13 protein-coding genes, 3 tRNA genes and 3 rRNA genes are annotated in these 19,499 nt (G+C 34.3%); 3 read left to right on the top strand and 16 right to left on the bottom strand.

The window, feature by feature from the left end:
* Window positions 1-3: 3 nt before the first annotated feature.
* Complete coding sequence (locus CLFE_RS03620; protein ID WP_077892332.1) at window positions 4-987, top strand: ABC transporter ATP-binding protein; 984 nt, start codon at window positions 4-6, stop codon at window positions 985-987.
* Window positions 980-1,945, top strand: coding sequence for an ABC transporter ATP-binding protein (locus tag CLFE_RS03615; RefSeq protein WP_077892331.1), 966 nt, complete (start codon window positions 980-982; stop codon window positions 1,943-1,945). The genes CLFE_RS03620 and CLFE_RS03615 overlap by 8 nt, the downstream gene beginning before the upstream one ends.
* 55 nt (window positions 1,946-2,000) lie before the next feature.
* On the opposite strand, the gene ispD is transcribed toward CLFE_RS03615, so the two are convergent.
* Entirely contained in the window at window positions 2,001-2,681 is a 681-nt protein-coding gene (gene ispD / locus CLFE_RS03610; RefSeq protein ID WP_077892330.1) for a 2-C-methyl-D-erythritol 4-phosphate cytidylyltransferase, read from the bottom strand.
* Window positions 2,682-2,704: 23 nt separating this feature from the next.
* Window positions 2,705-3,802, bottom strand: a complete 1,098-nt coding sequence (locus CLFE_RS03605; protein ID WP_077833990.1) for a PIN/TRAM domain-containing protein — start codon at window positions 3,800-3,802, stop codon at window positions 2,705-2,707.
* A gap of 389 nt (window positions 3,803-4,191) precedes the next feature.
* Between CLFE_RS03605 and CLFE_RS03600 the strand changes: the two genes are divergently transcribed.
* Window positions 4,192-4,590, top strand: a complete 399-nt coding sequence (locus CLFE_RS03600) for a nucleoside triphosphate pyrophosphohydrolase family protein (RefSeq protein WP_077833991.1) — start codon at window positions 4,192-4,194, stop codon at window positions 4,588-4,590.
* Window positions 4,591-4,626: 36 nt separating this feature from the next.
* On the opposite strand, the gene disA is transcribed toward CLFE_RS03600, so the two are convergent.
* The 14 genes from disA to murD form a co-directional block, all read right to left on the bottom strand.
* Window positions 4,627-5,700: a DNA integrity scanning diadenylate cyclase DisA gene (disA, locus tag CLFE_RS03595; protein ID WP_077833992.1), complete on the bottom strand. Its 1,074-nt coding sequence runs from the start codon at window positions 5,698-5,700 to the stop codon at window positions 4,627-4,629.
* An 11-nt stretch (window positions 5,701-5,711) separates the two neighbouring features.
* Window positions 5,712-7,064, bottom strand: coding sequence for a DNA repair protein RadA (gene radA / locus CLFE_RS03590; protein WP_077833993.1), 1,353 nt, complete (start codon window positions 7,062-7,064; stop codon window positions 5,712-5,714).
* Between the two features lie 179 nt (window positions 7,065-7,243).
* Entirely contained in the window at window positions 7,244-9,694 is a 2,451-nt protein-coding gene (locus tag CLFE_RS03585) for an ATP-dependent Clp protease ATP-binding subunit (RefSeq protein WP_077892329.1), read from the bottom strand.
* 10 nt (window positions 9,695-9,704) lie between these two features.
* On the bottom strand, window positions 9,705-10,727 hold the full coding sequence (locus CLFE_RS03580) for a protein arginine kinase (protein ID WP_077892328.1): 1,023 nt from the start codon (window positions 10,725-10,727) through the stop codon (window positions 9,705-9,707).
* Window position 10,728: 1 nt separating this feature from the next.
* A complete protein-coding gene (locus CLFE_RS03575; protein ID WP_077833996.1) occupies window positions 10,729-11,256 on the bottom strand; it encodes a UvrB/UvrC motif-containing protein in 528 nt (175 codons plus the stop codon).
* 24 nt (window positions 11,257-11,280) lie between these two features.
* Entirely contained in the window at window positions 11,281-11,742 is a 462-nt protein-coding gene (locus CLFE_RS03570; RefSeq protein WP_077892327.1) for a CtsR family transcriptional regulator, read from the bottom strand.
* A 132-nt stretch (window positions 11,743-11,874) separates the two neighbouring features.
* Entirely contained in the window at window positions 11,875-12,114 is a 240-nt protein-coding gene (locus tag CLFE_RS03565) for a hypothetical protein (RefSeq protein WP_077833998.1), read from the bottom strand.
* A 140-nt stretch (window positions 12,115-12,254) separates the two neighbouring features.
* A tRNA-Asn gene (locus CLFE_RS03560) sits at window positions 12,255-12,329 on the bottom strand.
* Between the two features lie 9 nt (window positions 12,330-12,338).
* Window positions 12,339-12,455 (bottom strand): 5S ribosomal RNA (gene rrf / locus CLFE_RS03555).
* A 68-nt stretch (window positions 12,456-12,523) separates the two neighbouring features.
* Window positions 12,524-15,428 (bottom strand): 23S ribosomal RNA (locus CLFE_RS03550).
* Window positions 15,429-15,757: 329 nt separating this feature from the next.
* Window positions 15,758-17,263 (bottom strand): 16S ribosomal RNA (locus CLFE_RS03545).
* Together the 16S, 23S and 5S rRNA genes with 3 tRNA genes alongside form the textbook arrangement of a ribosomal RNA operon.
* Before the next feature lie 492 nt (window positions 17,264-17,755).
* Window positions 17,756-17,831: transfer RNA gene (locus tag CLFE_RS03540), tRNA-Ala, on the bottom strand.
* Between the two features lies 1 nt (window position 17,832).
* Window positions 17,833-17,909, bottom strand: a tRNA-Ile gene (locus CLFE_RS03535).
* 141 nt (window positions 17,910-18,050) lie between these two features.
* Window positions 18,051-19,439, bottom strand: a complete 1,389-nt coding sequence (gene murD / locus CLFE_RS03530; RefSeq protein ID WP_077893400.1) for a UDP-N-acetylmuramoyl-L-alanine--D-glutamate ligase — start codon at window positions 19,437-19,439, stop codon at window positions 18,051-18,053.
* Window positions 19,440-19,499: the final 60 nt, after the last annotated feature.

Below are 19,499 nucleotides of genomic sequence, written 5' to 3'. Positions count from 1 at the left end.
ATTATGAAAGAAGACTTATTAAACGTCAATAATTTAAAAACTTATTTTTATGGTGATAATGAAGTAACAAAAGCTGTAGATGATGTTAGCTTTTCTATAAAAAAAGGTGAAACTGTATGTATTGTTGGAGAATCTGGCTGTGGCAAAAGTGTTACTTCTCTTTCTATCATGGGTCTTATAAACGACCCTGGAAGGATTGTAGCCGGAGAAATTTTGTACAATGAAACGGATCTTTTAAAATTATCTAAAAATGATTTTCAAAATTTAAGAGGAAAGGAAATTTCCATGATATTTCAAGAACCTATGACTTCCTTAAATCCTGTTTTTACTATAGGTTCGCAATTAATAGAAATACTTCTTGAACACGAATTAATAAACAAAAAAGAAGCTTATAAAAAAGCTATAGAATTAATTAATACCGTTGGAATTCCAAGGGCTGAAGATATTATAAAAGCTTATCCCCACCAATTAAGTGGAGGCATGCTCCAGAGAATTATGATTGCTATTGCTCTAAGTTCAAACCCAAAACTTTTAATTGCGGATGAACCTACTACTGCTCTTGATGTAACTATTCAAGCACAAATTTTAGATTTACTTCAAAAACTCAAATTAGAATTAAATACCTCAATTTTATTTATTACTCATGATCTTGGAGTTGTTGCTGAAATAGCGGACTACGTAATTGTAATGTATGCTGGAAAAATAGTTGAAGAAGCTCCAGTTGTTGAGCTATTTAAGAATCCTATGCATCCTTATACAAAAGGACTTTTAAATTCAAGACCAATTATAGGTCAACATAATGATAGACTTTACCCTATAAAAGGCTCTGTTCCAGATTTATCGAAACTTAATGAATCCTGTTATTTCAACGAGAGGTGTGAATACTGTAAAGATATATGTAGAAAAAAATCACCAAACGTTACTTTAAATCATGGTAACCATAAAACCGCATGTTGGCTTTACGAGAAAGGAGACATAAATGAATAATAAACTACTGGAAGTAACAGATTTAAAAAAATATTTTCCCGTAACACAAGGATTTTTAGGTAAAACTAAAAGCTATGTAAAAGCTGTTGATGGAATAAGTTTTCATATTAATAAAGGAGAAGCTTTTGGTTTAGTTGGTGAATCAGGTAGTGGAAAAACAACACTTGGTCAGACTATTTTAAGAATGACTGACAAAACTTCTGGTGAAGTGAATTTTAACGATATTGATGTATACTCCCTTTCAAAACGAGACCTTAGAAAAATCCGTATAAAAGCTCAATACATTTTTCAAGATCCTTATAGTTCGTTAAATCCACGTATGGAAATAGGTACTGCTATAGGTGAAGCTCTACTTGAACATAATTTAGCTACCAAAAATAATGTAAAGGATAAAGTAAAGTACTTCCTTGAATTATGTGGCTTAAATGCAACCTATGCAAATAGATTTCCTCATGAATTTTCTGGTGGCCAACGGCAACGTATAGTAATTGCACGTGCTATGGCTTTAAATCCAGACTTCATAGTAGCAGACGAACCTGTTTCTGCTTTAGATGTATCTATTCAAGCGCAAATTATAAATCTATTTAGTGATTTAAGGCAGAAAAAGAGATTATCATACTTATTTATATCTCATGATTTAAGTGTTGTAGAACATTTATGTGATAGAATTGCAATTATGTATTTAGGGGTTATAGTTGAATTAGCTTCACGTGAAGAACTATTCAGTTATCCAAAACATCCATATACTAAAGCTCTAATATCTGCTATACCTATTCCTGATCCAACAATAAAAAGAAATAGAATACTTCTTAAAGGTAATATTCCAAGTCCTACAGATCCACCTTCCGGTTGTAGATTCCATACACGCTGCCCATACGCTAATCATATTTGTAGAGAGACTACACCAAAATTAAAATATTTATCACCAACCCATCAAGTTGCTTGTCATCTAACTTAATAAAAATAGGTATCATAATGTGTTCTAAACTTTAACATTGTGATACCTATTTTTATCATTTCTTATTCAATAATATTTCTGCTGCATATAAATCATCTGGTGTGGTAATTTTTATATTTTCATAACTTCCATTATAAAGGTACACTTTATTTCCAGCCATCTCAAATATCATTGTATCATCTGTGGCTAAAATTTCTTTCTTTTCTGCCTCTAGATGAGCTTTTAATATTAAATCATACTTAAAGCATTGTGGCGTTTGAACACAAAAAAGCTTACTTCTATCAAATGTTTTTTCAGAAAATCCATTATCACTTTTCAATTTTATAGTATCCTTCGGTTCAACACCACATGCTGCTCCACCATATATATCGGCATATTTTATTCCAGCTTCTATAATTTCATTATCTACAAATGGTCTTGCACCATCATGTATTAATACAATATTAGCTTTTTTAGCTGCTTTAAGGCCTCTTAGTACTGATTGTTGTCTTTCAGTACCTCCAGAAACTATATTCTTAACTTTAGTATAACCATATTTAGAAACTATTTCTTGCATACAAAAATTTATTTCATCTTCTGCTGCTACAACAACTATTTCATCAATTAAAGGACTATTTTCAAATTTTTCTATTGTATATGCTAAAATTGGCTTACCTTCGATAAGAATAAATTGCTTATTTTTATTTACCTTCATCCTACTACCTTTACCAGCTGCCATTATAATTGCACAGTTCATTAGTTATTAACCCCTTGTCTCTATTAATTCTTCTGTCTAGCAAATATCATTCTACCAGCTGCAGTTTGAAGAACTGATGTGACTGTAACTTCTCTAGTTTCTCCTATATGACTTCTTCCACCTTCTACAACTATCATAGTTCCATCATCAAGGTATCCTATTCCTTGTCCTGACTCTTTTCCATCTTTAATTATTTGTATAGTCATTTCCTCTCCTGGAAGTACCACTGGTTTAACTGCATTTGCAAGTTCATTTATATTAAGTACAGGAACCCCCTGAAATTCTGCAACCTTATTTAAATTGTAATCATTTGTTATTACTTTTCCTTTCATTACCTCGGCCAACTTTAAAAGTTTAAGATCGACCTCCTGTATATCAGGAAAATCTTTATCATATATTTTAACTTCTATATTAAGTTCTTTTTGAATTTTATTTAGTATATCAAGACCTCTTCTTCCACGATTTCTCTTAAGTCCATCTGATGAATCTGCAATATGCCTTAATTCCTTAAGTACAAATCCTGGTATTATAAGAGTACCTTCAATAAAATCAGTTTGACATATATCAAATATTCTTCCATCAATTATAACAGAAGTATCTAAAATCTTAGGACTTCCTTTAGAAACACCTTTGCTTTTCTTTTCTTTCCCAACTCCAGATTTTCTCAAGTTGTAAAATAAATTTATTAACTCTTCTCTCTTTTTTATAGCTACATCTGCACCAAAAACAGCCATTATTATATTAACAATGATAAATATTATCGTAAATATATATGCAAATGCACCCGATGATATTCTATTAAGTGAACTTGCTAACAGAGAAGCAATTATAAGTCCTATTATGGCACCCCCTGTTCCAAATAAGACCTCAGAAACTGGTATCTTCTGTATAGTTCTCTCTAAATAGTCCATAAGTTTTAATATTAAAGAATTAATCCATGGGGATATTATAAAAAATATTATACCTAATACCAAAACACAAAATACTATAAAAATTATTTTTTCAACATCATTATTTCTAAGCTGAGAAAAATAATTACCTCTTAATATTATACTGGCCAATAGATATCCCAAAACCAATCCTATAACTGTAAAAAGTCCTCTCAATATTTTTTTTAGCAATTTAAGCCACCTCCTTTATTAATTATTGGCAATTTTATAAATTTAATTCTAAAAAATGTAATTTTTCTCGATTTAATGTAAAATAAATTTTATATGCTTTCAACAATAAAGTATACGGTAAAACTACAAAGATATCAAGGTTGTTTACAATATTTTCAAATATTTATCCCCCTATTATTTAATTAAATATTGTTTTAATATATAAAGTGAAATAAATCAAAAGGGCACTAAAACGTATTTGCTTTTGATACTTTATATAAAAACTCAACAGTTTTCTATATAAAATTTCAAAAACATTAAAATGAACTAACAGAAGCTTATAAAAATCTTCCAGAAACTTTTACAATTACTTAATACATATTACAAATATGTTCAAGGAGATGAATAAAATGCAAGATGTAATTTTTGATGAATTTCAAAATTTAGTAGAAGAATCATTAATAAGACATTCAAGTTTATTAGATATACTTTCTAAACTTCAAGAATCGCAAGGTAGAATTAATAGAGCTATAGTAAAATCCGCAACTAGATGTGGATGCATAGAAATAAATGCAAAAAAGCAGCAATTACCAGAAGATTTATCTGACATTAAAGCTTTGAAAAATAGCTTAAAAACTCATGTTAGAGGAAAATTATGCGAAAACTGTAGAGATGTTTTAATGAATGAAATTGGAAATAATTTGTTTTATTTATCTGCTCTTTGTAATACTCTCGATATAAATCTATACGATATACTACTTAAAGAATATGATAAAATAGATACTTTAGGAAAATTTAATCTACGATAATATATAGAGTTATACAATATTGTATAACTCTACTTCCTACAATTGTTTACTAATTATAGTTTGCTCTTTTAATTTCCTAAGCCCACTTTTTATAGCCCTTGCTCTAGCTTCACCAATTCCTTCAACTTTGTCAAGTTCTTCATGTGATGCCTCTAATATTTTTTTTAGTTCTTTGAAATTTTTAACAAGATTTTCTATAACAATAAAAGGTATTCTAGGTATCTTACTTGTCATTCTATACCCTCTAGGAGATATCAGTGTATCTATTAAAGGAACATCTCCATAACCCATTACTTTCGAAATGACCTCACTATTTAAAAACTCTTCTGAAGACATACTTTGTACTATTTCACATACCTTATTATAATTTAATTCATTTTGACAGTAATCTCTTATTATAAGCATTCCATCTTGCTCAACATTTTTTACAAGCTCGTTTAATTGCATAGATATAAGTCTTCCTTCATTGCCTAATTCACATATATATCTATCTATTTCGGTTACTACCCTCATTACCATTTCAGTTCTCTGAATTGCCACTACAACATCATGAAGTGTACATAAATCTTCAAATTCCAGTAAGTTTAAATTTCCTATAACCCTATCTAAAACCGCAACATATTTCTCCAACGTTTGAATTGCTTGATTAGCTCTTGCAAGTATAACACTACTATCACGTAAAATATATTTTATATCATCTTTATAAATAGTTATTACATTTCTTCTTTGTGATATTGCCACAACAACATTTCCTGTCTGTTTTGCAACCCTATGTGCTGTCCTATGCCTAGTTCCGGTTTCAAATGTAGGTATAGATGAATCTGGTACCAACTGCACATTGGCTCTTACTATTTTTCTTAAATCACTACTTAAAATTATTGCTCCATCCATTTTAGCAAGTTCATATATATATGATGCACTATATTCCGAATTAATTTTAAAGCCACCATCACTTAACTTCATAACCTCTTCATTATCGCCTAATACTACTAATCCTCCCGTTTTAGCTCTTAAAATATTCTCAAGTCCCTCTCTCACATCAGTACCTGGAGCCATTATTTTTAATATTTCTAGAAGCTTTTTATCTTTTTTCAATCTCAAATCATTCACTTTAATCACCCTTAAAAAACTTTATTTACAGCTTCCTTTAAATAAGACACACCTATTGTATTTATCGCAACATTTTTATCACTTTTAATATTTTTGTGTGGAACTAATACATTTTTAAATCCTAATTTATCCGCTTCATTCACAATTCTATCTGAAAAAGATACTGGTCTTACTTCTCCTGTTAATCCAATTTCACCTATAACTATCAGCTTATCTAACTTTATACTTTTACCTTTAACACTTGAAATTAAAGCAAGTGCTAATCCTAAATCTCCATAGGTTCCTTCAATATTTAATCCGCCTACTACATTTACGTAAACATCACAATTATAAAATGGAACTTTAAGCTTTTTTTCAAGAACTGCTAAAATTAAATTAAGTCTAGAACTATCAATTCCAACAGATGTTCTTCTTGGCATTACTGCATTTGTTTTTGAAACTAACGCTTGTATCTCAACAAGTATTGGTCTTGTTCCTTCCATAATGCCTATTACAACTGAACCTTCTTGATTAAAATTTGTTTCCTCTAGAAATAGCCCTGAAGGATTATATATTTGTTTAAGTCCTTCTTCTTGCATTTCAAATACACCAATTTCACTTGTAGTACCAAAACGATTTTTAACTGTCCTAAGTATCCTAAATTCTTCTGTTCTTTGTCCTTCAAATGTAAGCACCGTATCTACAATATGTTCTAATACTCTTGGTCCTGCAAGTTCCCCCTGCTTTGTTACATGTGCTACTATAAAAAATGGTATATTACTAGTTTTGGCTATTCTCATAATATCATTCGCACATTCTCTAACTTGAGAAACACTGCCTGGAGCAGAAGTTATTTGTTCTTTATACAATGTTTGTATTGAATCTATTATAACAAAGGCAGGCTTTATATTATTGACATGCTCTTCTATATTTTCCATATTAGTTTCTGATAGTATATATATATTAGGAGAGGTTACTTTTAATCTATCTCCACGCATTTTTATTTGATTTTCAGACTCTTCTCCTGAAACATAAAGCACTTTTCCGTATTTCACTGCTATATCCTGACAAATTTGTAGAAGGAGTGTGGACTTTCCTATACCAGGTGCCCCTGATATTAATGTAATTGATCCTTTAACAAGTCCTCCACCAAGTACTCTATTTAGCTCTTTATTATTTGTATCATATCTTTCATACTGTCCTGATTTTATATTATTTATACATTTGGGTTCACTATTTAATATTATTTTACTTGTCTTTTTATTTTCTACCTTTTCTTCCTCTATAAAGCTATTCCAGTTATTACAAGATGGACATTTTCCAAGCCATTTTACTGACTGATATCCACATTCCTGACATACAAAATAACTTTTAATTTTGCTCATTGAAATCACTCCTATTGCTACATAAATAATTATACAATACTTTTGACTCATTTGTCAGTAAAATAAACATTTAGAATAGCTTAAAATACTTATTTAAATAAAAATTAATAAATGACAGGTGATAGTAAAATATATTAAAATTATACTTTACTATAAAACCTGTCACTAAGATATTTATTTTATTCGCCTTTTGTAAATAGCAATTCCTTATCTTGATCTACATCTACTGAGATATTATCGTTTTTATTTATTTTACCTTTCAATATTTCTTCTGAAAGCTTATCTTCAACAGCCTTTGTTATAGTTCTCCTTAAAGGTCTTGCTCCATAAGTAGAGTCAAATCCTTTTTCTGCAAGAACTTCTTCAGCCTTAGGAGTAAAACTTATCTTTATATTTTGCTCCTCTAACCTTTCCTTAACTGATTGAAGCATAAGTTTTACTATTTGTCTAAGATCCTTCTCTTCTAACTTATGAAAAACAATTATTTCATCTATTCTGTTAATAAACTCAGGCTTAAATGAATTTTTAAGTTCTTCTATTATATTTTCCTTCATTTTATCATATTCTTGTCTTTTCTCATCTTTTGCAGTTTCAAACCCTAAAGTTTTTTGTTTTTTTATTGTTGATGCACCAACATTAGAAGTCATTATTATTATCGTATTAGAAAAGCTAACAGTTTTTCCCTTAGAATCAGTTAATCTTCCATCATCAAGTATTTGTAATAGTATATTAAATACATCTGGATGAGCTTTCTCTATTTCATCAAAGAGTACTACAGAATAAGGCTTTCTTCTTACCTGCTCTGTAAGTTGTCCTCCTTCATCATACCCAACATATCCAGGAGGTGAACCAACAAGACGAGATACAGTATGTTTTTCCATGTATTCCGACATATCAATTCTTATAATACTATTTTCATCTCCAAACATAGCTTCTGCTAATGCTTTGGATAATTCAGTTTTTCCTACTCCTGTTGGTCCTAAAAATATAAATGAACCAATTGGTCTCTTAGGATCCTTAAGTCCTACTCTTGCTCTTCTTACTGCTCTAGAAACATATTCAACAGCCTCTTCCTGACCTACAACCCTTCTATGAAGTATTTCTTCAAGTTTAAGTAGTTTCTCTGATTCTTTTTCTGTAAGTTTCTCAACAGGTATATTAGTCCATTTAGCTACTACTGATGCTACTTGTTTATGTGTGACTATATAGTTTTCATTATCATTATCATTTTTACTTTTCCAACTCTTTTTAAACTCCTCAATAGCAATTCTTAACTTCTTTTCTTTATCTCTAAGTTTAGCTGCTTTTTCAAAATCTTGAAGTCTTATAGCATCTGATTTTTCTCTAGTTGCTTTTTCAAGTTCTTCTTCTTGATTTTTCAAATCAGGTGGTGCTGTAAGATTTTGTATTCTGACTTTTGAAGCTGCTTCATCTATTAAATCTATAGCCTTATCTGGTAAAAACCTATCTGCTATATATCTTGTAGAAAGATTCACTGCTGCTTCTATAGCATCATCAGTAATTTTTACTCCATGATGAGCTTCATATTTATCTCTAAGTCCTTCAAGTATTTGAACTGCTTCTTCTTTACTAGGTTCTCCTACATCTACTGGTTGAAATCTTCTTTCAAGTGCTGCATCCTTCTCAATATATCTTCTATATTCATCTGTTGTAGTTGCACCAATACATTGAATTTCTCCCCTTGCAAGAGAAGGTTTTAAAATATTTGATGCATCAATTGCTCCTTCAGCTCCGCCTGCACCAATAATAGTATGAATTTCATCAATAAAAAGTATTACATTTTTAGCTTCCTTTATTTCATTCATTACCTTTTTAAGTCTCTCTTCAAATTCTCCTCTGTACTTAGAACCAGCAACTAAAGAAGATACATCTAATGTAATAACTCTTTTATCCTTTAATATTTCTGGGATATTACCCTCAACTATTTTTTGTGCTAACCCTTCTGCTATAGCTGTTTTTCCTACACCTGGATCACCTATAAGACATGGATTATTTTTAGTTCTTCTACATAATATTTCTAATATCCTTTGAGTTTCATTTTCTCTACCTATAACCGGATCCAATTTACCTTCTATTGCCATTTGAGTTAAATCAGTACCATACTGATTTAATGTTGGTGTTGAAGAGGTATTAGAATTAAAACTTGATTTTGTTCCGGATGTTTCCTCCCTACCAGATAAGCTATCTAAAATTTCCTTTCTAAGCCTTTCAAAATCCACTCCTAAATTACCCAGAATAGTAAAAGCTACTCCTTCACTTTCTCTTATGAGCGCTAACAAAACATGTTCTGGATTTATATAGTTATGATTTAAATTTCTTGCTTCGAGTAAACTTATCTCTAAAAGTCTTTTAGTACGTGGTGTAAGTGGTGGCTCTTCTTTATATAAATTAGAATCTCCAAAACCTTCATATTCTTCTATTAATTTTCTTACATTTTCTATTGTAACTCCCATATTTGAAAGAACAGCTTGTGCCTTTCCTCCTTCATCACTTAAAATTCCAAGAAGTATATGTTCAGTTCCAACATAACCGTGTTTAAAATTTTGTGCTTCTTCCTGAGCATAATAAATCATTTTCTGAGCTCTTTCAGAAAATCTACCAAACATCATAAACTTTCACCTACCTTAAATTTTCTCTAACAAAAAGGGCTCTTTTTATATTTTCTTCTTTTTTAGATAATTGTTTTCCATAATTATCTTGAAGTGTTGCCCTTTGTGTATTCACTAATAATTTATTTAATGATTTAATACTTATACTTTTTATGATTCCCATTTCTACACCCATTCTTACATTAGAAATAAGATTTAAACATTCGTTAATATCCAAAATTATAGAATTCTTAAGTATTCCAAGCGATCTAGCTATTTTATCTTTTAATTCATACTCATATTTCTTCATTAATTGTTCTCTTGACAAATTTTCTTGATTAATTATTTGTTCTACAACAGTTTTTAAATTAGATATAATATCATTTTCACTCATACCTAAAGTAATTTGATTTGATATCTGATATAAACTACCTACTGCCTTAGATCCTTCTCCCCATAAACCTCTTATAGTTATTCCAATCTGTGATAAAGCATTTAATATTCTTCCCATTTCATTATTCATTGATAATGCTGGAAGATGAACCATAACTGATGCTCGCATTCCAGTTCCTATGTTTGTTGGACATGCAGTTAAATACCCTATTTTTTCATCAAAAGCATAATCTATATTCTGTTCAAGCTTATCATCAATTTCATCTATACATTTGTAAGCTTCCTCTAAATTTAATCCTGCTGTTATTGCTTGAAGCCTTAAATGATCTTCTTCATTAATCATTATACTTATAGTTTCATCCTTATTTAGTATGAATGCTGATCTATTATGGTTTTCTATAAGCTTCCTACTTATTAAATGTTTTTCAAGAAACTCTGCATTACAATTGTTGTCATTTTTCCATAAATTTATACATGTGAAATTTTTTTTATCTTCTTCTGGTATATTAAGAGCATCTGTAATCTTTTTAACTACATCTCTTCCAGAATCATCAGATAGCTTATCTGGAAACGGTATACCCTTTATATTTCTTGCCAGTCTAATTCTAGTGGTTATTACCATATTATTATCTGTATTTTCACTATTAAGCCAATTCTCCATGTTATTTTTCACCTCCAGCTTTTTTTTGAAGGTCTTTTATCCTATCTCTAAGTTCTGCAGCTTTTTCATACTCTTCTTGAAATACTGCTTTTTGAAGCTCTGCCTTAAGTTTTACTATAGTATTTTTATTTATAATCTCTTTTCCTGCCTTTTTAGGTATTTTGCCATTATGCTCAACATTTCCTTGAACTCTATTTATAATAGGCGATAGCATTGATTTAAAATACTTGTAACAATCACTACATCCAAACAATCCCTTATCCTTAAATTCACTATATGTTGTTCCACAATTTTTACACACTAATTCTTCACATTCATTACTGTGAGAAGCATCACCTATATAATCCATTATTCCACTCAAAATATTTTGAAATGAAAAAGGAGAAATGAAATCCATATCCGAGGATATATTAACTCCTTGAATATTTTTAGCACAACTTTCACATACATTTAATTCTTTTTTACTTCCATTTATTATTTGAGTTATATGAACATTAGCTTCATTATTATGACAAACTTCACATATCATAGTTTTCACCAACCTTTTAACTTATTATACGAGTAGAACAATAAGCGTAGATTTTAATATTTCTGCCCTTATTTCATTTCTTCTATCCGCAGCATACAACAATGTTCTATCATTTATACATGCCTTTATTATTGTCCCTTCCCTAGCTGTTAATAAGTTCATATCTAAAAGTCCATCCACTATCTTACATCCAGCATCATACGTTATGCTATTCTTTATTCGATCAATAATAGAATTTATAAAAGGGCTTTTTTCGCTTTCATGATATTCAACTTTACGAATTCTTATACATCCACCTCCACCTCTCCTACTTTCAATATAATACCCCTTATCTGTAGTAAATCTAGTAGTTAAAACATAATTTATTTGAGAAGGAGCACAACTAAAGTGATTAGCCAATTCATTTCTTTGTATCTCAAGTTCATTTTCATTATTTTCAGCAATCATTTCTTTTAAAAATTCTTCTATTATATCTGACAATCGCATTTTTAGTTCCCCTTTTAACTTTACTTTGACTTTCTTTGACTTTATTATATAACATAATTTTGTACTTTTCAATATGCAATTATAACATTTTTTTAATCTTTTAAGTACAAAATCGCAGCTAGTCCTTTTCTTCTATTTATTTATTCTAAGAGCTTTAATATTACATTTACCACTTTTATCTATATACCTTTGCTTTATTTCAAATTCATTATTTTCAAGCATACTACATATTATATCAACGTTTTTCTTATCGCCATTTTCCATAACTATAGTAAATTTATCATCCTTATTTATAAACTCCATATAATCGTGAATATTACTATAATCGCTTAAATTTATTCTTTCATTTATTTTTAATTGATATTCTGTCATTTGTTTACTCCTCCTTTAGTTTATAATATTTTTTGCAATTATAGATTTAATATTCATAAATATTTCGTTTAGAACAAAAAATAAAAATTGGATGATTTAATTTAAATCATCCAATATATTATCTTAATCAAAAAATAAAATGGCTCCGCGAAAAGGATTCGAACCTTCAACCTATCGGTTAACAGCCGAGTGCTCCACCGTTGAGCTATCGCGGAATACATTCTACCCGGCAATGACCTACTCTCCCACAGAGCCTCCCCTGCAGTACCATTGGCGTTCTGGTTCTTAACCTTCGTGTTCGGTATGGGAACGGGTGTTACAACCATGCTATGATCACCGGATTTATTTAATTTTAGAAAGTACTTTGTACTCTCAAGATTGCATAGTAATTATATCATATTTACTTTAATTGGTCAAGCCCTCGACCTATTAGTATCAGTCAGCTTAAAATGTTACCATTCTTACACCTCTGACCTATCACCTGTTGTTCTTACAGGGGTCTTACTAACTTATGTTATGGGAAATCTAATCTTGAGGTGGGCTTCACGCTTAGATGCCTTCAGCGTTTATCCCTTCCCGACATAGCTACCCAGCCGTGCCTTTGGCAAGACAACTGGTACACCAGAGGTCAGTCCATCCCGGTCCTCTCGTACTAAGGACAGCTCCTCTCAAATTTCCTTCGCCCGCGACGGATAGGGACCGAACTGTCTCACGACGTTCTGAACCCAGCTCGCGTGCCGCTTTAATGGGCGAACAGCCCAACCCTTGGGACCTACTTCAGCCCCAGGATGCGACGAGCCGACATCGAGGTGCCAAACCTCCCCGTCGATGTGGACTCTTGGGGGAGATCAGCCTGTTATCCCCGAGGTAGCTTTTATCCGTTGAGCGATGACCCTCCCACGAGGAGTCACCGGATCACTAAGCCCGACTTTCGTCTCTGCTCCACTTGTTTGTGTCGCAGTCAGGCTCCCTTCTGCCTTTGCACTCTACGCGCGGTTTCCAACCGCGCTGAGGGAACCTTTGGGCGCCTCCGTTACTTTTTAGGAGGCGACCGCCCCAGTCAAACTGCCCTCCTAGCTATGTCCCGTGACCAGTTTCATGGCCTCCGGTTAGAACCTCAGTACTGTCAGGGTGGTATCCCAAAGACGACTCCACAATTCCTGACGGAACTGCTTCCAAGTCTCCCACCTATTCTGTACAGACAATACCGAAATTCAATGCTAAGATACAGTAAAGCTCTACGGGGTCTTTCCGTCCAATCGCGGGTAGCAAGCATCTTCACTTGCACTACAATTTCGCCGGATTTGCTGTTGAGACAGTGCCCAAATCATTACGCCATTCGTGCGGGTCGGAACTTACCCGACAAGGAATTTCGCTACCTTAGGACCGTTATAGTTACGGCCGCCGTTTACTGGGGCTTAAGTTCATGCCTTCGCTTGCGCTAAGCATTCCCCTTAACCTTCCAGCACCGGGCAGGCGTCAGCTCCTATACTTCAGCTTTCGCTTTAGCAGAAACCTGTGTTTTTGATAAACAGTTGCTTGGGCCTATTCTCTGCGACCTACTCTCGTAGGCACCCCTTCTCCCGAAGTTACGGGGTCAATTTGCCGAGTTCCTTAACAGCAATTCTTCCGATGGTCTTAGGATTCTCTCCTCACCTACCTGTGTCGGTTTGCGGTACGGGCACAGAGCTCCTGGATAGAGACTTTTCTTGGCAGTATGAAATCAGATATTTCGGTAGTAAACTACCTCACCATTACACCCCAAGCTTAAGGAAGACGGATTTTCCTATCTTCCACTCTCAGTGCTTAGACGTACTTCCAATAACGTACGCATATCCTATCCTTCTGCGTCATCCCATTTCTCATAACGTTACTCTGCGGTATCGGAATATCAACCGATTGTCCATCACCTACGCCTTTCGGCCTCGGCTTAGGTCCCGACTTACCCTGGGCGGACGAACCTTCCCCAGGAAACCTTAGGTTTTCGACCACTAAGATTCTCACTTAGTTCTCGCTACTTATGCCAACATACTCTCTCCTGTACAGTCCACCGCTCCTTTCGGTACGACTTCAGCCCATACAGGATGCTCCTCTACCACTTGTACGAAGTACAAGTTCACAGCTTCGGTGTTAGATTTTAGCCCCGGACATTTTCGGCGCAGGATCTCTTGACTAGTGAGCTATTACGCACTCTTTTAATGAATGGCTGCTTCTGAGCCAACATCCTAGTTGTCTTAGAAATCCCACATCCTTTACCACTTAATCTATACTTTGGGACCTTAGCTGGTGATCTGGGCTGTTTCCCTTTTGACTACGGATCTTATCATTCGCAGTCTGACTACCATGATTCAAGTATCCAGCATTCGGAGTTTGATAGAGTTCGGTAACTGTTGTCAGCCCCTACCTCATTCAGTGCTCTACCTCCGGTACTCATTCATGGCGCTAGCCCTAAAGCTATTTCGAGGAGAACCAGCTATATCCGAGTTCGATTGGAATTTCTCCCCTATCCACAGCTCATCCCATGGTTTTTCAACACCATTGTGGTTCGGGCCTCCACGGAATTTTACTTCCGCTTCACCCTGGCCATGGATAGGTCACCCGGTTTCGGGTCTACAGCATGCAACTATGCGCCCTATTCAGACTTGGTTTCCCTTCGGCTTCGCACCTTAAGTGCTTAACCTTGCTGCATACCGTAACTCGTTGGCTCGTTCTACAAAAAGCACATCATCACACATTAACGTGTTTTGATCGGTTGTGGACACACGGTTTCAGGTTCTATTTCACTCCCCGTCTGGGGTTCTTTTCACCTTTCCCTCACGGTACTGCTTCACTATCGGTCACTAGGTAGTATTTAGCCTTGGGAGGTGGTCCTCCCAGCTTCCCACAAGGTTTCACGTGTCTCGTGGTACTCTGGTACAGATCGGGCTTTTTTCTCTTTTCACCTACAGGACTATTACCTTCTATGGTTTAACTTTCCAGAAATCTTCGGTTAAGATATAAAGCTTTAATGATCTGCCCGCAACCCCGGAAACAAGTTTCCGGTTTGGGCTCTTTCCGTTTCGCTCGCCGCTACTAAGGAAATCGATTTTTCTTTCTCTTCCTCCAGGTACTTAGATGTTTCAGTTCCCTGGGTTTACCTCTATATACCTATGAATTCAGTATACAGTTCATGGGGTTACCCATGAGAGTTTCCTCATTCGGAAATCTTCGGTTCACAGACTATTTGCGTCTACCCGAAGCTTATCGCAGCTTATCACGTCCTTCATCGGCTCCTAGTGCCAAGGCATTCACCATGCGCCCTTTGTAGCTTGACCTTACAAGAATTCATTAATATCTCTGTAGATTATGATGGCTAATTTCGTTCAATACTTCATCAATAAAGCTAACTATAGATTACTATAAGTTTTCTTTATTTCTTTGTATTCCCCGAAATTCCCTCATCATTACTAATATGAGGTATTGAATCCTATACTAAGTAAATATATTTAAATTCAAACAACAAAGAATTAACTTTGCCTTGCTTTAGAGTATTACTCTTAATTACTATGCAATTTTCAAAGTACAAATAGAGAGTTGAACTCTCAAAATTAAACAGAGAACAAAGAACCTTCATGGAAATTACATTTCCATGTCGACTCCTTAGAAAGGAGGTGATCCAGCCGCAGGTTCTCCTACGGCTACCTTGTTACGACTTCACCCCAATCATCAACCCCACCTTCGACCGCTGGTTCCAAAAGGTTACCTCACGGGCTTCGGGTGTTGCCGACTCTCATGGTGTGACGGGCGGTGTGTACAAGACCCGGGAACGTATTCACCGCGACATTCTGATTCGCGATTACTAGCAACTCCGGCTTCATGTAGGCGAGTTTCAGCCTACAATCCGAACTGGGATAGGGTTTTGAGTTTAGCTCCACCTTGCGGTATAGCATCTTTTTGTCCCTACCATTGTAGCACGTGTGTAGCCCTAGACATAAGGGGCATGATGATTTGACGTCATCCCCACCTTCCTCCCGGTTAACCCGGGCAGTCTCACTAGAGTGCTCAACTAAATGTTAGCAACTAATGATAAGGGTTGCGCTCGTTGCGGGACTTAACCCAACATCTCACGACACGAGCTGACGACAACCATGCACCACCTGTCATCCTGTCCCCGAAGGGACTTCATCCATTACGGACTAATTCAGGAGATGTCAAGTCTAGGTAAGGTTCTTCGCGTTGCTTCGAATTAAACCACATGCTCCGCTGCTTGTGCGGGTCCCCGTCAATTCCTTTGAGTTTTAATCTTGCGACCGTACTTCCCAGGCGGAATACTTATTGTGTTAACTGCGGCACAGAAGGAGTCGATACCTCCTACACCTAGTATTCATCGTTTACGGCGTGGACTACCAGGGTATCTAATCCTGTTTGCTCCCCACGCTTTCATGCCTCAGCGTCAGTTACAGTCCAGAAGGCCGCCTTCGCCACTGGTATTCTTCCTAATCTCTACGCATTTCACCGCTACACTAGGAATTCTGCCTTCCTCTCCTGCACTCCAGACATCCAGTTTGAAATGCAGCCCCCAAGTTAAGCCCGGGGATTTCACATCTCACTTAAATATCCGCCTACACATCCTTTACGCCCAGTAAATCCGGACAACGCTTGCCACCTACGTATTACCGCGGCTGCTGGCACGTAGTTAGCCGTGGCTTCCTCCTATGGTACCGTCATTATCGTCCCATAAGACAGAGTTTTACGATCCGAAGACCTTCATCACTCACGCGGCGTTGCTGCATCAGGGTTTCCCCCATTGTGCAATATTCCCCACTGCTGCCTCCCGTAGGAGTCTGGACCGTGTCTCAGTTCCAATGTGGCCGATCACCCTCTCAGGTCGGCTACGCATCGAAGCCTTGGTGAGCCGTTACCTCACCAACAAGCTAATGCGCCGCGGGTCCATCTCATAGCGAATAAATCCTTTGGCTCAGAAATCATGTGATTTCCGAGTATTATGCGGTATTAATCTTCCTTTCGGAAGGCTATTCCCCACTATGAGGCAGGTTACCCACGTGTTACTCACCCGTCCGCCGCTGGGAACCGAAGTTCCCCGCTCGACTTGCATGTGTTAAGCACGCCGCCAGCGTTCGTCCTGAGCCAGGATCAAACTCTCAATTTAAAAGTTTGATATAATACAGATGCTACTCCGTATTCCTTTAGCTCATCGCTAAATTTATTTAAATAGAATAAATTCTATTCAAAAGAATTGCTGGTTCTTTAATTCTCTGTTTAATTTTCAAAGTTCAATTGTGCGCTGCACTCAGACAGCTCATTAATAATATCATCTACATTTCACCTTGTCAACTACTTTTTTCATCTTTAAGGTTTAAATGTTGTCGCTTACTGCGGCGACATGTAATATAATATCACATAATGAATTATATACTTTTATTATTAACACTATTTAAGATAAATATACTTATTTTTCTCTTTTTTTTTTCATTATACTTTAATTTTCTTATAGCGATACTCAAGGTATAGTTTATGTCATATTTTTGAAAATATACTTTAAATTTGCCGAAAATAAAAGCTTATTTTTGAAATTTAATATTTCTTATAAAATTCCAAAAACAAAAAATAAAAAATGACAGTCATAAATGACTGTCATTTTTGGTGGAGAATAAGAGATTCGAACTCTTGACCCCCTGCGTGCAAGGCAGGTGCTCTCCCAGCTGAGCTAATCCCCCATGGTGGACCTTCAGGGACTCGAACCCCAGACCTACCGGTTATGAGCCGGTTGCTCTAACCAACTGAGCTAAAGATCCATTTTCCTAGCAAAAATTTAAATTTTACTAATCAAACTGTTTGCTAGGTTAAATAGTAGCAAACAACTTACAGTTAATTATTATAAAAGGTTTAAAGAGATTTGTCAACAGTATTTTTAAAAATATTTATTTTTTTATTTATTACTCTAAGTTGTTTACTAAATCTTTAAATTTATTTCCTCGAATTTCAAAATTAGGGAACATATCAAAACTTGCACATGCTGGTGAAAGAGTTACTATATCACCATTTACACCTATCTTTTTTGCTTGTCTTACGGCATCTTCTAAGTTCTCAACTATTATTATAGGTAATTCTATATTTTTTTCTTTAAGAACTTTATCAAAAGTTTCTTTTATTTTATATTTCGTATTGCCTGTTAAAATTAATACTTTTATTTTGTCATATCCATTCTCAGCAAGTGGCTCAAAAGGAATGTGCTTATCATATCCTCCTGCAATAAGTATAACTGGTTTTCCATAAGCATTAAGTCCAGAAAGTGTTCTTGTAGGACTTGACGCTATTGAATCATTATAATACCTTACTCCATTCAATTCTCTAACAAATTCACGTCTATGTTCTACTCCCGCAAAGTTTTTTGCAACATTTATCATGCTTTCTTTAGAAACATCTTCGCTTACAGCACAAAATGCAGCCATAAAATTCTCTACGTTATCCATTCCCTTTATCTTAATCTCTTCTTTATTACAGATTTTATCTCCAAATAGATATATATTTTCATCTTCGTTACTGTAATATGCCCCATCTACAATTTTTTCATTTCTACTAAATTTGAATAATTTTCCTAAAGCTTCACTTTCCATATCGTTTGTTATCTTATTATCTCTATTTAATATTAAAATGTTATTTTTATTTTGATGTGTAAATATATTCTTCTTTGCAGCTATATATTCTTCCATTCCTTTGTGTATATCCAAATGATTTGGACTTAAATTTGTTATAACTGCTACTTCAGGTGAAACATCTATTGTCATAAGTTGAAAACTTGATAATTCCAATACTACCTTATCAGTTTTAGAAACTTCTTGTATTTTTGAAAACAAAGGTGTACCTATATTTCCTCCAACCCACGTTTTGAATCCTTGTTCTTTAAGTATATTGTATATTAGTGTAGTTGTAGTTGTTTTACCATCACTGCCTGTTACTCCAAAAATTTTAGCTGGACAATACTTTATAAACTCTTCCATTTCAGATGTTATATATGCTCCAGCTTGTTTTGCTTTAACTAAAGCTTCGCTATCTATTCTCATTGATGGTGTTTTAAATATCACATCAAATCCTTGTAATGCTGATAAATAATTTTCTCCTAATTCCAATCTAATATTTTCATTAGAAAACTCGTTTATAACCTCTTCCCCTAGCTCCTCTTTTGTCTTTTTATCAAATGCAGTTACCTCTGCTCCAAGCTTATTCAAAAAATGTATAAGTGGTCTATTACTTATTCCCATTCCAACAACTGCAGTTTTTTTATTCTTTATAAAGCTTATAAACTCATTAAAATCTTTTTTCATATCGCTAAATCCTCCCATTTCAAATTTAATTATATCACTTTATAAAAGTATAACAAATAT

This window comes from Clostridium felsineum DSM 794 (assembly GCF_002006355.2).
GTDB classification, from domain to species: domain Bacteria; phylum Bacillota; class Clostridia; order Clostridiales; family Clostridiaceae; genus Clostridium_S; species Clostridium_S felsineum.
This window is presented reverse-complemented; position numbering and strand designations above follow the sequence as displayed.

Coding starts and splice junctions, on each gene's coding strand:
- CLFE_RS03620 (WP_077892332.1), top strand. CDS start 4: ATGAAAGAAGACTTATTAAACGTCAATAATTTAAAAACTTATTTTTAT.
- CLFE_RS03615 (WP_077892331.1), top strand. CDS start 980: ATGAATAATAAACTACTGGAAGTAACAGATTTAAAAAAATATTTTCCC.
- ispD (WP_077892330.1), bottom strand. CDS start 2,681: ATGAACTGTGCAATTATAATGGCAGCTGGTAAAGGTAGTAGGATGAAG.
- CLFE_RS03600 (WP_077833991.1), top strand. CDS start 4,192: ATGCAAGATGTAATTTTTGATGAATTTCAAAATTTAGTAGAAGAATCA.
- radA (WP_077833993.1), bottom strand. CDS start 7,064: ATGAGCAAAATTAAAAGTTATTTTGTATGTCAGGAATGTGGATATCAG.
- CLFE_RS03585 (WP_077892329.1), bottom strand. CDS start 9,694: ATGATGTTTGGTAGATTTTCTGAAAGAGCTCAGAAAATGATTTATTAT.
- CLFE_RS03580 (WP_077892328.1), bottom strand. CDS start 10,727: ATGGAGAATTGGCTTAATAGTGAAAATACAGATAATAATATGGTAATA.
- CLFE_RS03575 (WP_077833996.1), bottom strand. CDS start 11,256: ATGATATGTGAAGTTTGTCATAATAATGAAGCTAATGTTCATATAACT.
- CLFE_RS03570 (WP_077892327.1), bottom strand. CDS start 11,742: ATGCGATTGTCAGATATAATAGAAGAATTTTTAAAAGAAATGATTGCT.
- CLFE_RS03565 (WP_077833998.1), bottom strand. CDS start 12,114: ATGACAGAATATCAATTAAAAATAAATGAAAGAATAAATTTAAGCGAT.
- murD (WP_077893400.1), bottom strand. CDS start 19,439: ATGAAAAAAGATTTTAATGAGTTTATAAGCTTTATAAAGAATAAAAAA.